The sequence below is a fragment of the Wenyingzhuangia sp. 2_MG-2023 genome (assembly GCF_030548295.1).
GTDB lineage: Bacteria > Bacteroidota > Bacteroidia > Flavobacteriales > Flavobacteriaceae > Wenyingzhuangia.
Window position 1 is genome coordinate 590,129 of record NZ_JAUOSB010000001.1, and the last position, 21,493, is coordinate 611,621.

Sequence of the window (21,493 nt, forward strand, 5' to 3'; positions counted from 1 at the left end):
ATACTTTGTGAAAAGTATCGGTTTTTATTTGGAATTAAGTCAAATTTTAAATCTGTTTTTGAGATGAAAAGAAGGAAAAAATGATCTATTTTTCTTTTCTATTGGTTGTAATTCTTCCTTATTATTTTGTGAAATCAAGCTATATCAAAAGTTTTTAATTATGTGAGTTTAATAAAGTAGACAAGATTGCAAAAAAATATGTGTTGTTAATTGGTAATTATAATACTCAAGAATATAATTATCCAATAAATTTTAAAAGTGAGTTGATAAAGAGGAATTCTAGCAGCTATAAAATATTTATATTTTTGCTGGTTTTAGAAATTCCAAAAGATAATTCCTTAACTATTATTTCACAAGAGCTCTATGATAAAAGTGCTGTGTACCTTGCTTAGTTAAATTGGATAAAAACAAAAGTATTTAATGCAAAAGACATAAGTAGAAAATATGGTTTTAAAGTATATTTGTGTAAGCATTTAGTAAGAACAAAAATGTGTTTGTATTTTCTATCTAATGCAAAATTTAAATTTCAGGTAAAATAAAATAAAATAATGGCCTTAGAATCGTATTTAAAAACCAAAGATTATTCTGTTTCAAAAGAAAATTTTGAATTGTTATTAGATGATAGAATTGATTTGTTAATTACAAATCCTAGACCTGAAAAAGAAGATTTGGGATCGTATTATGAAAGTGAAAATTATATTTCTCACACAGATAGTAAAAAAACAATTACCGAAATTGCTTACAATTTTGTCAAAAAATATGCATTGAATAAAAAATTAGAATTGTTAAATTCTTTTTCTACAGAACACAAAACAGTTTTAGATATAGGTTGCGGAACAGGTGATTTTTTAAATACATGCCAACAAGCAGGGTGGAAGGTAACCGGAATAGAACCTAGTAAAAAAGCACGAGAAAAAGGATTAGAAAAATTAAAGAAAGGAACATATATTTATTCTGATATTCATGCTTTTTTTGAAGATGACTTTGCTGGAGAAGAAAAAGAGATAGATTACAAACAAAGTTACAAGCATACAAAACTATACCATCATTCCGAACATGAAACTAAGAATGTAGAAAAAGAAGTTTTAAAATTTGAAGGAAAAGAAATTCAAAATGAATCCAATCCTTATCAATTTGATGTAATTACACTTTGGCATGTTTTAGAACATGTGTATGATTTGGATATGTATATTTATAGGTTAAAGCAATTGTTAAAACCAGATGGAGTATTGGTTATTGCTGTACCAAATTATAAAAGTTACGATGCAGAACATTACAAACAGTTTTGGGCTGCCTATGACGTACCTAGACATTTGTGGCATTTTTCTCAAACTTCTATTCATAGATTGTTTTCTACAGAATTAATGAAAGTAGTAAAAACCATACCTATGAAATTTGATGCATTTTATGTTTCGTTATTAAGTGAACAATACAAAACTGGAAAAAAGAATTTTATCAAAGCAATTATCAATGGAATAAAATCTAACAAGGCTGCAAAACGTACAGGAGAGTACTCTTCGTTAATTTATGTGCTTAAAAATATGAAAAACGAATAATAAGCTGTTTTAAGACATTTTTATAAGTTTATGTTATAATTGTATTTCTTTTTTTAAAAAATGGATTAAAATTTATTTATGAATGTCATTTTTAAAAGAGATTATTTATAGAGTATTGCTTTTTATATAAATAATCTTTATAGTTATAATTGAATAGCAATAGAAGACAAATACCAACCAAAAATTACAAGCAGCATGTAAATTCCCAAATTTGCTGCTCCTTGAAAATCTCCCGCCATTCTTTGTCCAAAAAGTAATATTAAAATTGTGACAGCAGAAAATTTAAAGATTAATGTAAAAGCACAAAAGTTAAAATTGAAAAGTAGTTGAAAAATTCCGATACATAAAAAAAGAGTTGTTACTGAATTTATAATAACTAAAAACCACCAAAATAAATTTGCTCGTTTTTTATTTTTTAAATGATGTGCTAAGAATTGAGTGTATCCTTTTTTATCTTTTAATTTTTCAAAAAGTGAGTACCCAAAAGAAATACCTAAAAAAGCTAGAATGGATAATATCATATTCTGGTCAAATTTAAAAACGAATGTTAGTGCTAATATTTGGTGTAAATTTTAAGGATCTATTGTCAATTTGAATCACACCATTATTGTCGTCTAAAGTATAATATCTTTGAATGATATTTTGTTTATTGGTCAAATTTAAAATTCCAATATTAAAACTTCCAGTAATACGATTGTTCATTTTAAATTTGTATTTCAAAGAAGTGTCAATTCTAAAAAAATCTTCTAAATTTTCTTTGTTAGGAAGATCGTAATTGATAGCTTCAATTCCATTGATTTTGATTACAGGATTGTCTTTTATAGGTTTTGTGTATACATTTCCTTTTTTCCAATTTAGACCTACGGACAATTCAATATTTTTAAGCAATGTATAGTTAAAACCTAGTGATGAAGATTGATTTACATTTAAATTGTTTGGAAAAACTTTCGGATCAAATTTGCTAAAAAAGTAATTGTTATTGCTAATAGTGTAACTAATCCAAGTACTGTATTTTTTACCCGTTTTATTGATTAGAAATTCGGTACCATAAGTGTTGTAATTCCCGTGTGCTTGCTCAAATTTAAAACTATTGTAAAATCCTTGACTAGCTGCGGTTACTCCTGTTACACGCTTATAAAAACTAGTGATTTCCACATACATATTTTTGAAGCTATAATCTATACCGTAAGAAATTTGTTTGCTTTTTACGATAGGTGTAAATTTATTATCTGATAAAATCCATCGTCTATTTTCAACACCTAAAAAATGATCTTTAAAATCTACTTTTTGATTGACAGTTTGATGTTTGAATTCTCCTAACAATTTAAACTTTAGATTATCGGTTATTTTTTGTTTTAAAACAAATCTTGGTTCAAAAATTAATTTGTCAAATTTTTGTAAATAATTGATTCTAAGTCCTGATTTTAAAAAAGTGTTTTTATTTTTATAGACCATCTCAGAGAATACAGCTTGTGTTTTTAATACTTCTTTTATATTTCGTTCTATAGTAGGTTTGTTGATTAGAGTCCTATTTAAGACACCTGTTTCTATAAATTCTGCACCCAATAAAAGATTGTAATTTGTTTTGAATTTGAGGTGATGCTGTATTTTTATATTGTTTTCTGTGACTAAATTTTTCTGAAAATTAGTTTGATTCAAATTGTATTTTTTATCAAAAGATTCAATATTATATTGAGTATGATAAGCTAAAATTTCTGTTAAATTGTTAGAATTCCACTGTGTTTTCCAATCTAGCCCAATAGCTTTTTTTTCCTGATTTAAATTGCTCTTTTTCTCATCTGTAGATAGTTCATGATAGTTTAAACTATTGACTATGTTTATATAATTTACACGTAGCTTGTTTTTAGAATTGACATCGTAAAGTAGTTTTGCACTATAATCATAAAAGGAAAATTTAGATTTTGTATCTATTATTTCATCTTTCTTAATTTTAATTTCACTATCCTGAAAACTTTTGTAGAAATAATTATCATAAGTAATGGTTTCAAAAAAATTTGTCAGAGATTTTCTACCAGAAACTTGTAATTCTAATTTTTGATTGATTGGGATCTTTAAAAACATACCAGCATTGATCAAATCTACATTGATATTTCCCGAAAAATTATGAGTCAATTCATCTTTGTTAGACATAAAAATGGTGCTAGAAATACCATTTCCATAAGCACTGCTAGTTCCGTTTTTAGTAACGGTAACTTTATCTATAAAATTTGAATTGTAAGCAGAAATGAGTCCAAAAAAATGACTGGAATGATACATTTTCATACCCTCCCAAAGAATCAGATTTTGATCGTTAGTTCCACCTCTAACATTTAGGTAGTTAATACTTTCATTTTCACTTTCTATACCTGGTAATATTTGTATGGATTGCATGATGTCTGGACTAGACAAACCCGGTAAAATACCAAATTTTTTAGTATTCAAAACAATGCTTCCATCAGTCTTTTTTTGCAATCCTTTTGTTAAGTATTTGGTTAAAGTAACAGTGTTTAAAACCTCTATAAATTTGTTTTTTTTGGTAATGGTAATGTAGCGCTTGTTTATTCTTTTAAAACGCAATAGACTGTTATTGTTTATGAATAAAATAATTTCATCTAAATTAGTTGTTTGTGTTGGTTGAGAGATGGTTACTTTTTCTAAATCTGATGGAGAAAAAGCAAATTTAACATCAAATTTTTTCTCAAGCACAGGAATATAATCAATCAAAAAAAGTGATGATTTTTTTGATTGAGAATACACCCAAATATTGGTTGATAACCAAAGAAAAATCCAAAATAGATGTTTCATTATTTCGAAATAATTACTTCATTTTGATTAATAGTGTAGGTTAATTTTAACGGAATTGTAAGAGTTTTTAATGCTATTTCTAAATTTGTGTGCGTAAATGTACCCGTAAAAAGAGTTTTGTTGTCTACGTTTTTTAGAACAATATTGATATCATACTGTTTTTCCAATTCCTCTATTACTTTAAATAAAGGAGTCTGATTAAAAGAAGATTCCTTAAGAATCCAACTAGGTTTTTTATTAGGGGTAGTTAAATGTTGAATTTTATTTTCGGTAAGAATTTGAATTATTTTACCTGGAAGTAGAATTTTTTCATGATTTTGATAAGTTACTTTTACAGAACCTTCATAACAATCAACTTGAAAAAAACCGGTACGATCTTGTACATTAAACTGTGTTCCTAAAACTTGAACTGTTCCACTTTGAGTATGCACAGTAAATTTTTTTCCTTTGGCTACTTTAAAATAAGCTTCTCCAGTTAAATTTATATTTCTATGTTCGTTCCAATTATTTTCAGCATACGAAATAGTAGAGTTACCATTTAAAACAACTTCAGAATTGTCTGGCAAAACAAGGATTTTAGTTTCTGCTATGCTAGTTGTAATGGTGGTAGAATTGTTTTGCGTTACAAAATAGTAAGTAGGGTAGATAAGTAACAATATAGCTGCAGCTACTTTAAATACTACAGAAAAGTTTACAACCTTTCCTTTTTTGTGCTTTTTTAGTTGTTGAAAATTCTGAAAAGCTTCTTCAGAATTTTCTTTAGGAACATTGATATGTGTGGTATAATGAGATAATTTTTTCAATGCTTCCAATTCCTTAAAACCTATTTTTGATTCTAATTCCTCAGAAGTCAACTCATCATTCATCCATTGGTGTATGTATTTTTCATTTTCCATTTTAAGATGTTTTATTTGCTGAATTTTGTTTTAAGCTGTAAATTTTTAAGAGCTTCAGACATATGTTTTTCTACTGTTTTTTGGGAGATATTTAGCAATTCAGCTATTTCTCTATACTTTTTATTTTCTATTCTGTTCAATAAAAAAATCTGTCTTTGTTGCGCAGGTAAAGCAGCAATTTTAGTCAGCAATTGTTGTTTGTATTCTTCTTCTAAATAAAGATATTCTGGGGAGTGATTGTCTTTATCGTAATTAGGAGTTTCTTTTTGATAAGCAAATACAACATTTTGATGCTTTACTTTGTTTAAAAAAAGATGATTGATAGTTGTAAACAAATAACTTTTGGCTTTTAGATAGTTGATAGAAGCGCAATTTTCCCAAATTTTAGCAAAGGAATCTTGTAAAAGATCTAAAGAATCACTAGAACTTCCACATTTGTAAAAAGCAAAATTATTTGCAGCTTTAAAGTTTTGTTTGTAAAATTTTTCAAACAAAATTTCATCACATAGATTAGGACTTTTACTCATATATATTTTTTTAAAACCGATGAGTAATTCCATGAAAAGGAACTACTCATTAGTATTATTTTATAAACAATCATCTACTTTTAAAATAAATTCACCATCGTTGTTAATGGTTGTATTAGTCCCATTTGCATCTTTTACTTGAATAGGATAAGCAATGTCAATCAAAGAGTCTGAATCACTATAAAACTGGATATCATTTTCAATTGAATAAATTCCTTGTGTTGTATTTATTTCTACAGGATATACAATCTCAATACATGAAAATGGGTTACTACTCGTATAAGTAAAATCGTTGTTATAATTGGTTTGTAAACTGTTCAATTCATCAATAGTATTGATGGTATATACACCATCAGAACCTGTAACATTTATAGGATATTCAATATAAATAGGGGCATTGTCGTTGTTTATTTTTAATGATAAAAGATTGTCAAAATTACTTTCATTGGTCAAATCTATAACTTCATTTACAATGGTTACACTAAAAGGGAATTGAATAGAAATATTAGGAGAATTGTCTATAAAATCATCTGTTGTACCGTTGTGTTGAGTTATGAATTTTATGGCATTTTTAATGTCAATTTGCTTAGATTCAAAAAAGACTTCTAATTCTAAATTGGAACGAACAGTTGTGTTTTCAATTTCAATAGGATATTCAAAAGCTACCAATAAATTTTCGTTAGAATTAGTAGGTAGAAAATTGATCAAATCTTGCTTGTCGGTTGCTTGGTAAGTACTGATTGCCAAACCGTTCTGTAATACATTTTGCAAACCCGTTGTAAATTGAATAGGATATTCAAAACCATTGTAAGAGCTTAAATAATCTCGTATCTTATCTAATAAATCGTCTGTTAAATAGCTTTCTGTAAGTGGCAGATATACTTTGATGGGTTTTATAGTGTTTTCAATAATATCGTCCAATTCTGTATTGTTTTTTAGTGTATAAGAATCTTTGTTTCTGTCTAATACTTGAATAGGATATTTGATAGAAGCCAGAATATTACCTGTTTCAGAACTCTTTAAAAAAGAAAACAAATCATCTTCATTTTTAAATTCATTACTTCCAGATTGTTCAGAATTTAGATAATAAGTAACCACAGTTACAGGAAAACTTATTTCTGCAGAAGCATCTAGAATTAAGTTTTTTAGATTGGCTATAGATTTATTACTCAAACTACTGTTGCTAGTTTCAGTACTACCAAGCATATTATCAGAAGTTTCTTTTTGACAAGAATTTAGAAATAGAAAGGCTATAAAGATTATTTTGTATAGAAAAGGAATTGTTTTCATAAGATAATTGGTTGTGTTTGATTCAAATACGACTAAGAATCAGAACGATATAAATATATTGAGAAATAATGGGATGAGACTTTACAATTTATTTGCTTTGTCAACTTCTTCTTGAGTTCTCTTAAATGTTTTGCAAGTAGTTATTCCTTCTGAATTTTCGTCAGTAACCAATTTTATACAAAATTCGGTAGTACCTATATTAGATCCCAAATGTAATTCTGCACCACTATGCTCATCTATTTGGGTATAACTTCCTTCAATTTTTGTGGCAATAACTTTGATATCTAAATTATTTTCAGCCTCAAAAGTTCTAAACTCTATTTTAATTTCTACTTCTTCATTGTTTTCAGATTCAGAACAAGAGATAAAGATAAAAGAGAATAGTAATATTTTGTAGATAGATTTGCTAATGGTTTTCATAATAAGATTTGTTTGTGTTATATAAGTAAGACAAACAGCTTATGAGTTTCCCTATAAAAAAGACAAAAAAAAATCCCTGTAATGATAAACACCACAGGGACCGACTGGTTTTTGCTATGAAACGAAAAACTATCTTTGTATTTTTTTATGTGCGATAGACGTTAATAAAACATCTAATTTTTAAAATACCCTACCATATTTTTTGACTTTTTTAAGAATAGATTTTAATTTAAAACATAATATAACTAAGAATCATTTATTTTTGAGATTACAAACAATAGATATGTCAAAAGAAACTTCGGTTTGCGAGGCCAAAACATATGAATCCATTTATAAACAATACAGTAGGTCTTTGTATAGATTTATGTATTTTAAATGTGGCGATCAAGATAGGGCAGAAGATTTGGTGCAAGAGGCTTTTATAAAACTCTGGAATAACTGTGCAAAAGTAATTTTTAGCAAAGCAAAATCTTATTTGTACACCATAGCTAACAATCAATTTTTAAATGAAGTGGCTCACAACAAAGTAAAACTTAATTATCAGCAAAGTTCAGCAAAAGATAGAAACAACAATGAATCTCCAGATTTTATTTTAGAAGAACAGGAGTTTATGATTAAGCTTGAAAAAGCAATAGAAGAATTAACTCCGGGAGAAAGAGAGGTTTTTTTATTGAACAGAATAGAAGATAAAAAGTACAGAGAAATAGCAGAAATGCTAAATATTTCTGTAAAGGCAGTCGAAAAAAGAATGCACGGAGCTTTGCTAAAATTAAGAAATAGCATTGGAAAAAAAATATAAGGTTAAAACAAATTAGAGTAGGGTTTTTAGGCTTACAAATGTTATAGTTACAAATAGAAAATAATGAAACAAAATCATATAAATAACGATACTTTTTTAGCAAGGTGGTTGAGCAATGATTTGTCTGATAATGAGTTAAAAGAATTTAAAGAGTCTCCAGATTATTCTCTGTATTTAAAAATTGCTGAGAAAAGTAAAGAGTTTAAAGTACCCGTTTTCAATCAAGAAAAAGTATACCAACAAATACAGTTGGCTATTCAAAAGGAAAAAAATAAAGTTAAAAAATTAATTTCTACTTGGGTATATGGTGCTGCAGCTGCAATTTTGTTATTGATAGGTGTTTCTTTCTTTTTCAATCAAAATAATACAATACAAGTAGCAAAAGGGCAAAAATTAGCGTATATTTTACCAGATGGATCTACGGTAAATTTAAATGGCCAATCGTCTATTAGTTTCAATGAAAAAAAATGGAAAGAAGGAGAAAGAGAATTGGAATTAGAAGGAGAGGGGTATTTTAAAGTAAAAAAAGGTTCTGCTTTTTCTGTACATACAGAAGAAGGATCTGTAACAGTTTTGGGAACACAGTTTAATGTACAAACCATAAAAAATTATTTGTCGGTTGAGTGTTATGAAGGAAAGGTATATGTTGCTAACGGATTTTTGGATACAGTTTTAACTCCAGGAAAAGGAGTAAATTTTAAAGATAAAACCAAAAAAAATTACAACATTCATTGGTCTCAACCAGATTGGGTTAGAAATACATATCAATACAACGGTACTCCTTTAAGCATTGTTTTTAAAGATTTGGAAAATGTTTACGGAATAACTGTAAAAAATAAAAATGTAGATATAACTCAAAAATATTCAGGGAAACTTTTGAATGATGATTTAACCAAAGCGGTAGAAATTATTGGTAAGTCAATGGATATCAACTATAAAATTAAAGAGAACACAGTAACGATTGATCAATAATTATGAAGAGATTTTTAGGTTTTCTTTTTTTGCTATCATTTTCTATATTTTGCCAAGAAAAACAAACGCTAAAAGAGGTTTTAAATCAATTATCTCAAAATAATAACATCACTTTTTCTTACAACGAAAATCAAGTTCAACAGTTTTCAGCGATCACTGTTTTTAAGCATAAAAATTTAGAAACTATTTTGCTAAACTTAGCAGAACAAACACAATTGGTTTTTGAAAAAATTGATGATAAAAATTATATTGTTAGAAGAAAAAAAGCCCATAAAATTAATGTTTGTGGAAGAGTTTTAGACGCTAAAACTAAAAAAGGTCTTTCTTTTATTGCTTTGTTTTTTAATGGAAAAAGTACCATAACAAATGAACAAGGGTACTTTGAAATTGAAAATATTTTGGAGGATGAAATCATCTCAATTAAAGAATTAGAGTATAAAAAAATGACCATTCCTGTTGCTTATTTTAGCAATGATTGTTTAAAAATTTTCTTAGAAGAAAACATTCAGCAACTTTCAGAAATTGTAATTACAGATTATTTAGCAAGAGGATTGGATCAAAAAAAAGACGGAAGTATTGTTTTAAATCCTAAAAAAATAGGAATTCTTCCTGGAGTTATAGAACCCGATGTATTGCAAACTTTGCAATTGATTCCTGGAGTTCATAGTCCAGATGAAACAGCTTCGGGTATTCATGTAAGAGGTAGTACTCCTGACCAGAACTTGGTGCTTTTTGATGGGATGAAAATGTATCATTTTTCCCATTTTTTTGGATTGATATCTGCGTTCAACCCTTACATAACTAACGATGTTAAATTGTACAGATCTGGCACACATGCAAAATATGGTAACAATGTAGGTGGTGTTTTAGATATCAATACGCAAAACAACATTCCTGATAGTTTTTCTTTTGGTTTAGGTAGTACGTTAACACATTCTGATTTTTATGTAAAAACACCCATGTTTAAAGACAAAGTTGGATTGATTTTTTCTGCACGAAGATCTATTACAGATGTTTTTAATACAATTACATATAAAAAATTTGCCAAAGTTGCTTTTCAGAATAGCAGAATATCTGAAGCTTTAGAAGATGAAAAATTAAGATTGGAAAATATAGACAATGATTTTTTCTATGAAGATTATCATTCTAAAATAATAGTAAAACCTAATTCTAAAAACAAATTAACGTTTAGTTATTTGTACAATCTGAACAATTTAAAATTTAGTGGAGAAATTCCTGGAGCAGAGGAATCTTTTGAAGATAAAATAAATATAGAAAACAAAGGATTTCACTGGAGCTGGAAATATGGATCATTACAAAAAGGTACTTCTCAAATAGCTTTTAGTAGTACCAATTTCAACAAAGAATATGATGGTTTTAGAGAGTTTTCATCCGTTGATGGAACCTTAGAAAACACTTACTTCATAAAAAATAATTACATCAAAGAAAACGATGTTGAGTATGTTTTTGAAAAACAAACAAAGAATAATAACAAATGGCAATTGGGATCTCAATACAACAATTACAATGTTTATTATTTATTTGGGAGAGATGTAGCACAAGACACTAATCAAATAAATGATATAATTAGTGATAAAACTTATAATTATGCTTTTTTTACGGAGTATGAGTTCAATATAAAAAACAAATGGCTTGTTAATTTAGGGATGAGATGGCAATATTTTAACAATTTAGATAAAAGTTTTTTTGAACCAAGGTTGAATGTAAATTACAAAAAAAATAAAGCAATAAGTTTTAAGTTTTCGTCGGAGTTAAAACACCAATCTATAGCGCAAGTAGTAGATTTTAGATCAGATGGTCTTGGTGGTTTATTTGATAGATTTTGGGCTTTGTCTGACAATCAAAGTATTCCTGTTTTGAATAGTTTTCAGACCAGTTTTGGTTCTAGTTATCAAAAAAATGGATGGACTTTAGATGCAGAATTGTACTATAAATTTACGGATGGCATTTTGTATTTAATGGATGAAAACATTCGCGTTAGTAAATACTTCAACGGTAGTAATACCGTAAAAGGTATAGATCTTTTAATCAAAAAACAGTGGAAAGATTACAGTAGTTGGATTAGTTATACGTTGTCAGATAGTAGTTATCTTTTTGACAATTTGAATGAAGGTGAAAAATTTAAAGGTTCTTACGATGCTCCTCACAATCTTATTTGGTCGCATAACTATACAATGAATAAGTTAGAATTTTCTATGGGATGGAGATTCCATTCAGGAATTCCATACACGCTCAAAACGGCTGTTTTAGACAAAAAGAATAATTTAAGAATTGATTTTGAGGAGTTGAATAGCAAAAGATTACCAGATTACCATAGAATTGATTTTTCGATGTTCTACATGTTTAAATTTAATAGTAAAAGCAAAGTAAAAGGTAAAATAGGGTTGACTTTACAAAATTTGGTGAACAGGAAAAATATTTTAAATAGAGATTACGACATCGAAACAATTATAGAAGAAGAAGGTCCTAACAGAGTGGAAAGGCAAGTCTTGATTCAAAAAGATAGAATTTCTTTAGGCTTTGTTCCTAATCTGATTTTTAGAGTCGCTTTTTAAAACTATATAGGATTGTATTTTTTGCTTTTTTTTGAATTTAAAAAGGAATAACATCTGTTGGTCAATAAAAAATAAGTGTACATACGGTCACAACTTGCACATTGGTAAAATTTAAATAAAATAAATAGCCGCTTAATTCCATGCTTTTTCAATCTAGACCTTGATCTAGATTGACAATGAGGACAATGTTTTTTATAAGACATTTTTTTGCGAGAATTAGAACCAAATAGATTGTTGTGCATTTAGGAATTTCAATCAAATAAACAATAGGTAATGTAACTATCACATATTAATCTAAGACAAATTTAATCAAACTTCACCAACAAATGTTAGTACTAAAGTATGGTGTAAAAATTAAGGTTACCTTTAATCTTATTTATATTTTTGTTTTCAAAGAATTTATTGATGTAATGAATCTTAGTCAAAGCTATTTTTTGATTCCTTCTCTTAGGTGTTCAATTTGATAGTTGTGTTTGACAGATAGGTATCTTTTTATTTATCAAAAGCGTATAGCTTGTAAGTCATGCTTAAAAGTAGTCATCTTTTTTTCTAAAAGGCAGAAATAATTCAATTTACAAAACAAATTATCTGTAACTTAATAACCATAGTAATTCATGTTTTGATTAGCACAAAATGCTTTTTTAGAACGTGTTAAAAATTTGAATTACAGTTTTTCTCTTTTATTTTACGTGAAGTAATCGTGTTAGTTTTATAGACGTATCTAACAAAACTAGTTTAGCATTTCCATTTCTTTCTATATGGTAAATAGCATCGTTAAGTTCTTTGTTAATGCTTTCTATGTTTCCCCCATGTACAAAAGGAGCAAATTTTTCTAAAGAAAAACCCTGGGTTTGTGGTTGAAAAAAAACCAAATCTTTGGCTCCATAATTTAATAATAATGCTTGTCTAAAGAACTGTAGACAAAAGTCTAAAAATTGTTTTTGTTTTTCCCTTCCAAAAGAAGCTACCATATCAGACCATTCAATCAAATCTTGAATCACACTAGCGTTTCCTTTTGCCTTAAATGCAGCTCTTACCCAAGTGATAAATAATTGTTCAAATTCAAGATCGTTTCCTTCTTTTTTAAGAGTTTCTAAAGCTTTTTTATAATTTCCTTCGGATCGGTGTGCTATTTTTAGTGCTTCGGCCGGAAATGTATTTTCCCTTTCTATCAAACCCTCTGCAATGCTGTTTTCGCTCAAAAGAGGAAATTCCAAAAGTTGACAACGAGAAAGTATGGTATTGATCATTTGTTCTTTTTGTTCAACAACCAATAAAAAAATGGTTTTGCTAGGGGGTTCTTCTATCAATTTTAACAATTTATTACTAGCAGCAGTGTTCATTTTTTCTGCCATCCAAATAATCATAATTCTATAACCTCCTTCGTATGATTTTAAAGTCAAAGATTTTACAATTTCTTCAGCTTCGTCAACACCCATTTGTCCCTGTTTGTTTTCAATACCTAGTTGTTGATACCATTGGAATAGACTACCGTAAGGATTTTGTTTTACAAACGTTCTCCATTCTTCCATAAAGAGTTTGCTTACAGGATGTTTTTTTACTTTATCATTTACGGCTACAGGAAAAGCAAAATGCAAATCAGGATGTTGCAATTTTTCAGTTTTAAGATTGCATGTTTCATCATTGTTACAAAGAATATATTGAGCATATGCAATAGCTGTAGCCAAAGTACCAACTCCTTCTTTTCCAACAAATAATTGCGCATGAGCTATTCTACCCGAATCAACCGTTTTTTTCAAATGATTGACAATGTGTTCTTGACCGATAATTTTGTTAAAAAGCATATTCAAAGATAAAGCATTTTAGATTGAAGAAGAATACAGGGGCTAATTAATTAAAACTTTTGTGTGTTGAAAGATAGATAAGGTTCAGATTTTTAGATCTTTGTTTTTTTGGTAATTTGTCAATAATTAAGGAAATGTTTTGCGTAAGTAGAGTAGATAATTGATGATGAGATAATAGCTTGTTAAGAATAGAAATTTATACACAATAGCAAGCTAAATAATTAATGATAGTCAAACAAAAACGTTGTAGTATCTTTTTTTGTTTGAGGGTAACTGTTTTAGGAATTAGATTATATTTGTTATAGAATTTTAATTAAGAATATAGATGAAAACCATTAAAGATTTTAATTTCAAAGGTAAAAAAGCCTTAGTTAGAGTTGACTTTAACGTGCCGTTAGATGCAGATTTTAACGTAACAGACACAACAAGATTAAAGGCGGCAAAGCCTACTATTATTAAAATATTAGAAGATGGTGGTTCTGCGGTCTTAATGTCTCACTTAGGACGTCCAAAAGGAGTAGAGGATAAATTTTCTTTAAGACATATTGTAAAAACGACTTCAGAAATTTTAGGTGTTGAAGTTAAGTTTATAGCTGCAACTGTTGGTGCTGAGGCCGAAGCTGCGGTAGCTGCTTTAGAACCAGGAGAAGTATTGTTGTTAGAAAACTTACGTTTTTTTGCTGAAGAAACTAAAGGTGACTTGGCTTTTTCTGAACAATTGTCTAAACTAGGAGATGTTTATGTAAACGATGCCTTTGGAACTGCACACCGTGCACATGCATCTACAACTATTGTAGCTCAGTTCTTTGAAGATAAATTAGCTGGTTTAGTAATAGAAGCAGAATTGGTAAATGCTGATAAAGTATTAAAAGGTGGAGTTAAACCGGTTACTGCTATTATGGGTGGTGCTAAGGTTTCTGACAAAATTTTAATCATAGAAAAATTATTAGACGTTGCTGATAACATCATTATTGGTGGAGGTATGTCTTATACTTTTGCAAAAGCAGAAGGAGGAAGTATTGGAGGATCTTTGTGCCAAGATGATTTGTTAGAATACGTTCTTGAATTAGAGGCAAAAGCAAAAGCAAAAGGAGTTAACTTGATTTTCCCTGTTGACAACTTTTTAGGAGATGCTTTTTCTAACGATGCAAATACTCAAATAGTATTAAGAGGACAAATCCCTGATGGATGGGAAGGATTTGATATTGGACCAAAATCAATTGAGAAATTTTCTGAAATCATTAAAAATTCTAAAACTGTTATTTGGAATGGACCTATGGGAGTTTTTGAAATTCCGTTGTACGCAACTGGTACTATTGAAATAGCAAAAGCGGTAAAAGATGCTACAGAAGGTGGAGCATTCTCTTTAATTGGAGGAGGAGATTCTGCTGCTGCAATCAACAACTTAGGGTTTGGAGATGATGTGTCTTACGTATCTACCGGTGGTGGAGCATTGTTAGAATACATGGAAGGGAAAACATTGCCTGGAATTGCTGCTCTACAAGCATAATTAGAACATAAAAAAATAGATAATAAAAATCCCAACTTGTACAAGTTGGGATTTTTATTTTTTTGAAATAAGTAGTTTATTCAATCATAAATTTTACGGGTAAAGAATAAAGTAAATTTACCGCTTTTCCATTCTGTTTTGCAGGCTTCATTTTAGGCAAGTCTTTTAAAACTGTTTTAATTTCTTCTGCAATTTTTGGATGCGTTCTAGAAGTTTGAATATCTGCTTTGACTTCTCCATTAGAATCAATGATAAAAACGCAACCAATTCGTTGAATTCCAGATAAATTTAAATCATTGGCTATTCCTGTGTCAAAATGATTGTTAAAAAACTTAGAAATCTTTTTACTAAAGCACTTTTTTGATTTCTCTTTATCATACATATATTTTTCACAACCAGGAAAAACAGGAACGTTGTCTATGCTGACGTAAGGAACAGTTTCTTCAACCAAATCTTCTATTTCTCTAACATGCTTAATTTCTGTTTCTGTAGTGGCATTATTGTCTGAGTCATCATTTTTAATCAAAGTACTTTCTAAAACATCTACATCGTTGTCTTCTTTCTTAATGATATTTGGGTCTATAACATCCAAAGGCTTTTGAATTTCTACAGGTTCTTTTGTAATTGGTTCTTGTATTTTTTTAGGAGCTACTTTTGGTTTTTCTACAGTGTATACAAATGTTTTTATTTCATCATCTTCAATTGTAGGTTTTGCATCATACACGGTTGGTTTGTTAATTGCGTAGGTTTTGTGTTCAATAAGAATGTAAGAGATAAAAAGAGTAAGAACTAGACCTAATAGTGTAAACACTTTGCTGTACTCTTCCAAATTGGCTTTTGGGTTTTTCTTGATTTTCATGATATTAAAGTTTATGGTTAACATATGTTTACTATCAAGTTCGGTGCCAAAAAAATCCCTAGATTTTGAATGCTAGGGATTTAAGAATTAAAAGTGTATAAAAAGATTTTATTTCAATAATTTTTTAGCCATTTCTTTTCCTAGTTCTACACCAAATTGGTCAAAACTAAAAATGTTCCAAATAACACCTTGAACAAAAATTTTGTGTTCATACATTGCAATTATTTTTCCTAAACTATTTGGGCTTAATATACTTGCGGTGATACAGTTACTAGGTCTATTACCTGTAAATACTTTAAACGGCAATTCTATAGCGTCTGGAGCAACGTTTTCTAAAACTTGCTCTTTAGTTTTACCAAAACACAAAGCATCTTGCTGTCCGTAAAAATTAGCCATTAATTTTTTATGATGATCTACTTTTCCGTACAAAGATTCTTCAAAACCAATAAAATCACATGGAATTAATTTAGTTCCTTGGTGTACCAATTGCATAAAAGCATGTTGCATGTTGGTTCCTGCTGCTCCCCAAATAATGGTTCCTGTTTGGTAATCAACTTCGTTACCATCTCTATCTACAGATTTACCATTACTTTCCATAAAAGCTTGTTGTAAATATGCTGGTAATGTGTTTAAATATTGCGTGTAGGGTAAAATAGCTTCACTTTCTGCACCATAAAAATTGTTGTACCAAATGCTTAACAAAGCTAAAATAACAGGAATGTTTTCTTCAAAACTTGCAGTTTTAAAATGGTTGTCCATTTCGTACGCACCGTTTAGCAATGCTGCGTAGTTTTCATAACCTACAGATAATGCAATCGACAATCCAACGGCAGACCACAAAGAAAAACGTCCTCCAACCCAGTTCCACATTGGAAACACATTTTCTGAGTCAATTCCAAACTCAGCAACAGCTTCTAAATTGGTAGATACAGCCACAAAGTGTTTTGCAACATCTGTTTTTGAGGCAGTTTGTAAAAACCATTCTTTAAGAGTAACTGCATTACCAATGGTTTCTTGTGTGGTAAATGTTTTAGAAACAATTACAAACAAGGTGGTTTCTGGATTTAGTTTTTTGATAACTTCAGAAACATGATCTCCATCTATGTTTGAAACAAAATGAGTTGTAAGGTGATTTTTATAATACTGCAATCCATCTACAACCATGTTTGGTCCTAAATCAGAACCTCCAATACCAATGTTTACAATGTCTGTAATTTCTTTCCCTGTATATCCTTTCCAAGCTCCAGAAATTACTTTTTCAGTAAATGCTTTTATGCTTTCTTTGGCTGCATTTACCTCGGGCATTACATCTTCTCCTTCAGACAAAACAGCATTTCCACTATTGTTTCTTAAGGCAGTATGTAAAACAGCCCTTCCTTCTGTAGCATTGATAACGTCACCTCCAAAATATTTCTCAATAGCATCAGCCAATTCTGTTTCTTTTGCCAATGATACTAACAAATCCAAAGTTTCGTCTGTAATTCTATTTTTGGCAAAATTTAGCTTGAAATCATCTAGAGCTACGGTAAACTTTGTGTCTCTATTTGTATCTGTAGCAAAAAGCTCTTTTAACTTTAGATCTTTTGTAGTTTCAAAATGCTCAGTTAACTTTTTCCAAGCATTTGTTTGGGTTGGGTTGATGTTTTTTAATGACATAATTTTTTGGTTTAATATGGAATAGCATCCAATTTTTCTTTTATTGAAGCAATATAAATTAAATATTTCTGTTGAATTTCTTTTTTCATGGGTTCTGCTTCAGGTAATTTCTGTTTCAATGGATCTACCTGACTTCCGTTTTTCCAAAAACGATAACAAACGTGTGGTCCAGACGTGTTTCCTGTCATTCCTACCCAACCAATAACATCACCTTGTTTTACGTAATCACCAACTTTTACATTTCTTTTTTTCATGTGTAAATATTGTGTGGTATAGGTACCGTTGTGTCTTACTTTTACATAGTTTCCGTTTCCTCCTCTATAAGCAGATTCTATTACTTTTCCGTTGGCAGTACTCATAATAGGGCTTCCCACAGGAGCAGCAAAATCAGTTCCTAAGTGAGGTTTTATTCTTCCGTAAAAAGCAATACGTCTTTTTAAATTGTATTTAGATGAAATTCTACTAAATTTTAATGGAGCTTTTAAAAAAGCACGTCTTAAATTGTTGGCTTCATCATCAAAATATTCTTCAATTCCTGTAATAGAATCTGGAACGTAATTAAAAGCGTAAAAAGGTTTTCCTACATGTTCAAAATAGGCAGCTTTAATTCTACCAATTCCAGCAGGAATGGTATCATCAATATATTTTTGTTCGTAAATTACTTTGAATTTATCGTTTTTTTGCAATCTAAAGAAGTCAATGGTCCAAGCGTATATATCTGCTAAATCATTTGCTACAATAGGACTTACATGTTTTTCATCTAAGGTTTGAGACAAAGAACTGGTAATAACACCAGAAGATTTTTTTAATTGAATGGTAATTGGCTTCTGAATTTTTTTGGTATAAATAGAATCTTGAAAATCAATGATAGAGTAATTGATCAAATCGTGTTGATAAATAAATATTTTGGCTTGTTCTGTAGAATCTTTGCTTGTTAAAACTGTATAGTTTTTTCCAGCTCTTAATCTACGAACGTCAAATTCAGGTTTTACCACATTGGCAATTTCGTATATTTTGGGCGTAAAAACATGGTGTTTGTCTAAGATAGTTCCAAACGTTTCTCCTTTTTTTATCTCCTTTTCTACCACCCTAAAGTCTTTTAAATCGTACCCAAAAAGTTTTTTAGAAGGTTTTTCTATTACTTTTTTAGGGATGACTTTTGTGGTTTTTTCTTGCTTTTTTCCACAAGAAATAATAGACGATAAAATGATGATAACTAAAGAGAATTTTTTCAAGGTAAATAAGGATTTAATCCGGCTAACAAAAGTACAATTAATTAATTTAAATCAAACAAGGTTGGGTGGGCAAGACCTTTGTATTGGTCAATATCTGCTTTTAAAGAACCTACGGCTAATTCTGCTTGAATTCTTACAGGAATCCTATTTTTATCTGCGGTAATCCATAAGGTCAAACTTTCTTTAGCTTTAAAAACTCTTCCCGATTGCACCATGGGTCTGAATACAATACAGTTGACCTTTCCAAAGGCGGTGTTTATTTTTTCTTCTCCTAATTTTACCAATTTAAAAGGGAATTTTTTATGATCAAAAAACATATCAATCTCTACAGATTCATCAATTTTTAGATCTTCGGGCACATTGTTTCTCAAATAATAAAAAGCAGAAATCATGTCTTGAACTTCTTTTGCTGCAACGTATTTTTCTCTTTTTCTTTTATGATCTACAGTTAAAACACTGTCTTTTAAAAAGAAAAGTTCAACGTTTTTGGTGTGTTTACCTTCTTTTAATTTTCGGATTGCTCTTACTGGAAAACTCGTTTTTTTGTTGATAAAAGATTGATAATCATCTTTTACAGGGAATACCCATCTTAACATGCCAGTAGTCCAACCTTTACCTTTTACATGTTCTATAGATTGATTGTTTATAATAGTGTCATTTACCTCAATAGATGCGTAACCCGCGTTTATGATTCCATAGTGAATTCTAAACGTGATTTTTTCTCCATCTTTATATGCTTTTAATGGCTGAGCTTGCAGAGTTGCGATTGTGAAAAATATAAAATATATAAAATGTTTCATGTCTGTGTTTTCAGTTATAAAGGGTAATATCAAAACGTATTCCAAAATAAAAAATAAAACTCCAACTCAATTAAATACTGTGCTAATTTTTTAGCTTTGCTTTATGCAATTTATTTACAATATTTTTACACAGCTGGCTGTTTTAGTGCTCAAATTTGTGGCTTTGTTCAATGCCAAAATAAAATTATTTGTGCTAGGTAGAAAACATGTGTTTTCCGAAATAGACTCTAAATTAATTACAACAAAACCGGTTGTTTGGGTTCATGTGGCTTCTTTAGGAGAGTTTGAACAAGGAAGACCTTTGATTGAAGAAATTAAAAAAAAGTATTCCAATCATCAAATTCTGTTAACTTTTTTTTCCCCTTCGGGCTACGAAGTTAGAAAAAATTATGAATTGGCAGATGCGATTTGTTATTTGCCTATGGACACTCTTGGAAATGCCAAGAAATTTATAGCCAAAACCTGTCCGTCTGTAGCCATTTTTGTTAAATATGAATTTTGGCCTAACTATTTATTGGAGTTGAAAAAACATGAAATTCCAACGTTATTAGTTTCTGGTATATTTAGAGAAAATCAAATATTTTTCAAATCTTACGGAGCTTGGATGCGAAAATCTTTAGAAGCATTTACACATTTTTTTGTACAAGATGAGGTTTCTAATATGTTGTTAAAAAACAGTGGATTTGACAATGTTACCATTGCGGGTGATACTCGTTTTGATAGAGTTCAGAAACAATTAGAAGCCAACGAAAAATTAATTTTTATTGAAGAATTTGCTAAAAATTCTCATGTTTTGGTTGCAGGAAGCACTTGGCCAGAAGATGAAGAAAAGTTGGTAGAATATATAAATAACAAAGCAAATCAGAACGAAAAATTTATCATTGCCCCACACAACATAAACAAAGAGGGAATAGAACATTTGAAAAAAAGTATTCATAAAAAGGTGTTATTGTTTACGGAACATGAAACCCAAAAAAAAGAAGATTTTCAAGTGTTTGTTATTGATACTGTTGGAATCTTATCAAAAATATATGCCTATGCAGATGTTGCTTACATCGGTGGTGGCTATACCAAAAGTGGAGTGCACAATACTTTAGAAGCAGCTACTTTTGGACTTCCGATTCTTATAGGTCCTAATTACAGAAAATTTAAAGAAGTAAAAGATTTAATTGCATTAAAAGGTTGCATAAGTGTAAATAATAAAGAAGATTTAGCTAGTTGGTTGACACTATTTTACGAAGATGAACTTAGTAGAGTTGAAAAGGCAAAAATTACAAAACAATACGTAACACAGAATTTAGGTGCTACAGAAAAAATAATGAAAACAATAGATAAAGTTCTTACTCTATGAAAAAACATAACATCATAGCCGTAGTTTTAACGGTAATTACTCTTTTTGTATTGACTGATTTTGATTTTTTTAACACACTTGTGTGGATGCCCAATGTGTTGTGGACCTTGCCATTGTACCTTTTTTTTATGATGAGTGTGCTTTATTTTAAAATGGCTTTCAAACCTTTAAAGACGATTACTTATAGAATTTTATTGATTTTAGGAAGTATTGCAATATCAATAGGATTGTTGTCTGTGGGATTTCACGTATGGAAAATCAATAGTGGGAACATTTTTATGGATGAGATTCAAGATTTTCAAATCAACGTTAAAAATATTTGGTTTTGGTGTATCTATCAATCGTATTTACTTTTGTTTTTCTTTTCAGCTTTTAAACAGTTGGTAACTATTAAGTAAACCATAGTTTGTTGTAAAGTTAATAGCTTCTTTATGTT

Annotated in this window: 18 protein-coding genes; 7 read left to right on the top strand and 11 right to left on the bottom strand. The window is 29.4% G+C overall.

The genetic code is table 11. The features are described from left to right. The first annotated feature begins 548 nt into the window (after positions 1-548). Positions 549-1,556 carry a bifunctional 2-polyprenyl-6-hydroxyphenol methylase/3-demethylubiquinol 3-O-methyltransferase UbiG gene (locus Q4548_RS02320; protein WP_303451030.1) on the top strand — a complete coding sequence of 336 codons (1,008 nt, stop codon included), beginning with the start codon at positions 549-551 and terminating at the stop codon, positions 1,554-1,556. A gap of 143 nt (positions 1,557-1,699) precedes the next feature. Here Q4548_RS02320 and Q4548_RS02325 read toward each other — a convergent pair whose 3' ends face one another. From Q4548_RS02325 to Q4548_RS02350, 6 genes are all read right to left on the bottom strand, one after another. Further along, a complete protein-coding gene (locus Q4548_RS02325) occupies positions 1,700-2,077 on the bottom strand; it encodes a hypothetical protein (protein WP_303451033.1) in 378 nt (125 codons plus the stop codon). 13 nt (positions 2,078-2,090) lie between these two features. Beyond that, a complete protein-coding gene (locus tag Q4548_RS02330) occupies positions 2,091-4,361 on the bottom strand; it encodes a TonB-dependent siderophore receptor (RefSeq protein WP_303451036.1) in 2,271 nt (756 codons plus the stop codon). Next, a complete protein-coding gene (locus tag Q4548_RS02335) occupies positions 4,361-5,257 on the bottom strand; it encodes a FecR family protein (RefSeq protein WP_303451039.1) in 897 nt (298 codons plus the stop codon). The genes Q4548_RS02330 and Q4548_RS02335 overlap by 1 nt, the downstream gene beginning before the upstream one ends. Positions 5,258-5,268: 11 nt before the next feature. Then, entirely contained in the window at positions 5,269-5,784 is a 516-nt protein-coding gene (locus Q4548_RS02340; protein ID WP_303451042.1) for a sigma-70 family RNA polymerase sigma factor, read from the bottom strand. Positions 5,785-5,844: 60 nt separating this feature from the next. Next, complete coding sequence (locus tag Q4548_RS02345) at positions 5,845-7,074, bottom strand: hypothetical protein (RefSeq protein ID WP_303451045.1); 1,230 nt, start codon at positions 7,072-7,074, stop codon at positions 5,845-5,847. Positions 7,075-7,155: 81 nt separating this feature from the next. Beyond that, positions 7,156-7,494: a hypothetical protein gene (locus Q4548_RS02350; protein ID WP_303451048.1), complete on the bottom strand. Its 339-nt coding sequence runs from the start codon at positions 7,492-7,494 to the stop codon at positions 7,156-7,158. Between the two features lie 283 nt (positions 7,495-7,777). Between Q4548_RS02350 and Q4548_RS02355 the strand changes: the two genes are divergently transcribed. The 3 genes from Q4548_RS02355 to Q4548_RS02365 all read left to right on the top strand — a co-directional run bounded on the left by Q4548_RS02355 (position 7,778) and on the right by Q4548_RS02365 (position 11,841). After that, a complete protein-coding gene (locus tag Q4548_RS02355) occupies positions 7,778-8,293 on the top strand; it encodes an RNA polymerase sigma factor (RefSeq protein ID WP_303451051.1) in 516 nt (171 codons plus the stop codon). 63 nt (positions 8,294-8,356) lie between these two features. Continuing rightward, positions 8,357-9,265: a FecR family protein gene (locus tag Q4548_RS02360; protein ID WP_303451054.1), complete on the top strand. Its 909-nt coding sequence runs from the start codon at positions 8,357-8,359 to the stop codon at positions 9,263-9,265. Positions 9,266-9,267: 2 nt separating this feature from the next. Further along, on the top strand, positions 9,268-11,841 hold the full coding sequence (locus tag Q4548_RS02365; RefSeq protein WP_303451057.1) for a TonB-dependent receptor domain-containing protein: 2,574 nt from the start codon (positions 9,268-9,270) through the stop codon (positions 11,839-11,841). 680 nt (positions 11,842-12,521) lie between these two features. On the opposite strand, the gene Q4548_RS02370 is transcribed toward Q4548_RS02365, so the two are convergent. After that, on the bottom strand, positions 12,522-13,646 hold the full coding sequence (locus Q4548_RS02370) for a DNA polymerase III subunit delta' (RefSeq protein ID WP_303451059.1): 1,125 nt from the start codon (positions 13,644-13,646) through the stop codon (positions 12,522-12,524). A 325-nt stretch (positions 13,647-13,971) separates the two neighbouring features. On the opposite strand from Q4548_RS02370, the gene Q4548_RS02375 reads away from it, so the two are divergent. Further along, the gene (locus tag Q4548_RS02375) at positions 13,972-15,156 is read left to right on the top strand and encodes a phosphoglycerate kinase (RefSeq protein ID WP_303451062.1); all 1,185 of its coding nucleotides are present in this window, start codon (positions 13,972-13,974) and stop codon (positions 15,154-15,156) included. A gap of 76 nt (positions 15,157-15,232) precedes the next feature. On the opposite strand, the gene Q4548_RS02380 is transcribed toward Q4548_RS02375, so the two are convergent. The 4 genes from Q4548_RS02380 to Q4548_RS02395 all read right to left on the bottom strand — a co-directional run bounded on the left by Q4548_RS02380 (position 15,233) and on the right by Q4548_RS02395 (position 19,706). Further along, positions 15,233-16,015 carry a hypothetical protein gene (locus Q4548_RS02380; RefSeq protein WP_303451067.1) on the bottom strand — a complete coding sequence of 261 codons (783 nt, stop codon included), beginning with the start codon at positions 16,013-16,015 and terminating at the stop codon, positions 15,233-15,235. 108 nt (positions 16,016-16,123) lie between these two features. After that, a complete protein-coding gene (gene pgi, locus Q4548_RS02385; RefSeq protein ID WP_303451070.1) occupies positions 16,124-17,671 on the bottom strand; it encodes a glucose-6-phosphate isomerase in 1,548 nt (515 codons plus the stop codon). Between the two features lie 11 nt (positions 17,672-17,682). Beyond that, positions 17,683-18,906, bottom strand: a complete 1,224-nt coding sequence (locus tag Q4548_RS02390; RefSeq protein WP_303451073.1) for a peptidoglycan DD-metalloendopeptidase family protein — start codon at positions 18,904-18,906, stop codon at positions 17,683-17,685. A 41-nt stretch (positions 18,907-18,947) separates the two neighbouring features. Further along, positions 18,948-19,706, bottom strand: coding sequence for a DUF3108 domain-containing protein (locus tag Q4548_RS02395; protein ID WP_303451076.1), 759 nt, complete (start codon positions 19,704-19,706; stop codon positions 18,948-18,950). Between the two features lie 103 nt (positions 19,707-19,809). On the opposite strand from Q4548_RS02395, the gene Q4548_RS02400 reads away from it, so the two are divergent. Continuing rightward, the gene (locus Q4548_RS02400; RefSeq protein WP_303451078.1) at positions 19,810-21,057 is read left to right on the top strand and encodes a 3-deoxy-D-manno-octulosonic acid transferase; all 1,248 of its coding nucleotides are present in this window, start codon (positions 19,810-19,812) and stop codon (positions 21,055-21,057) included. Further along, positions 21,054-21,455: a hypothetical protein gene (locus Q4548_RS02405; protein ID WP_303451081.1), complete on the top strand. Its 402-nt coding sequence runs from the start codon at positions 21,054-21,056 to the stop codon at positions 21,453-21,455. Before Q4548_RS02400 ends, Q4548_RS02405 begins: the two co-directional genes overlap by 4 nt. Positions 21,456-21,493: the final 38 nt, after the last annotated feature.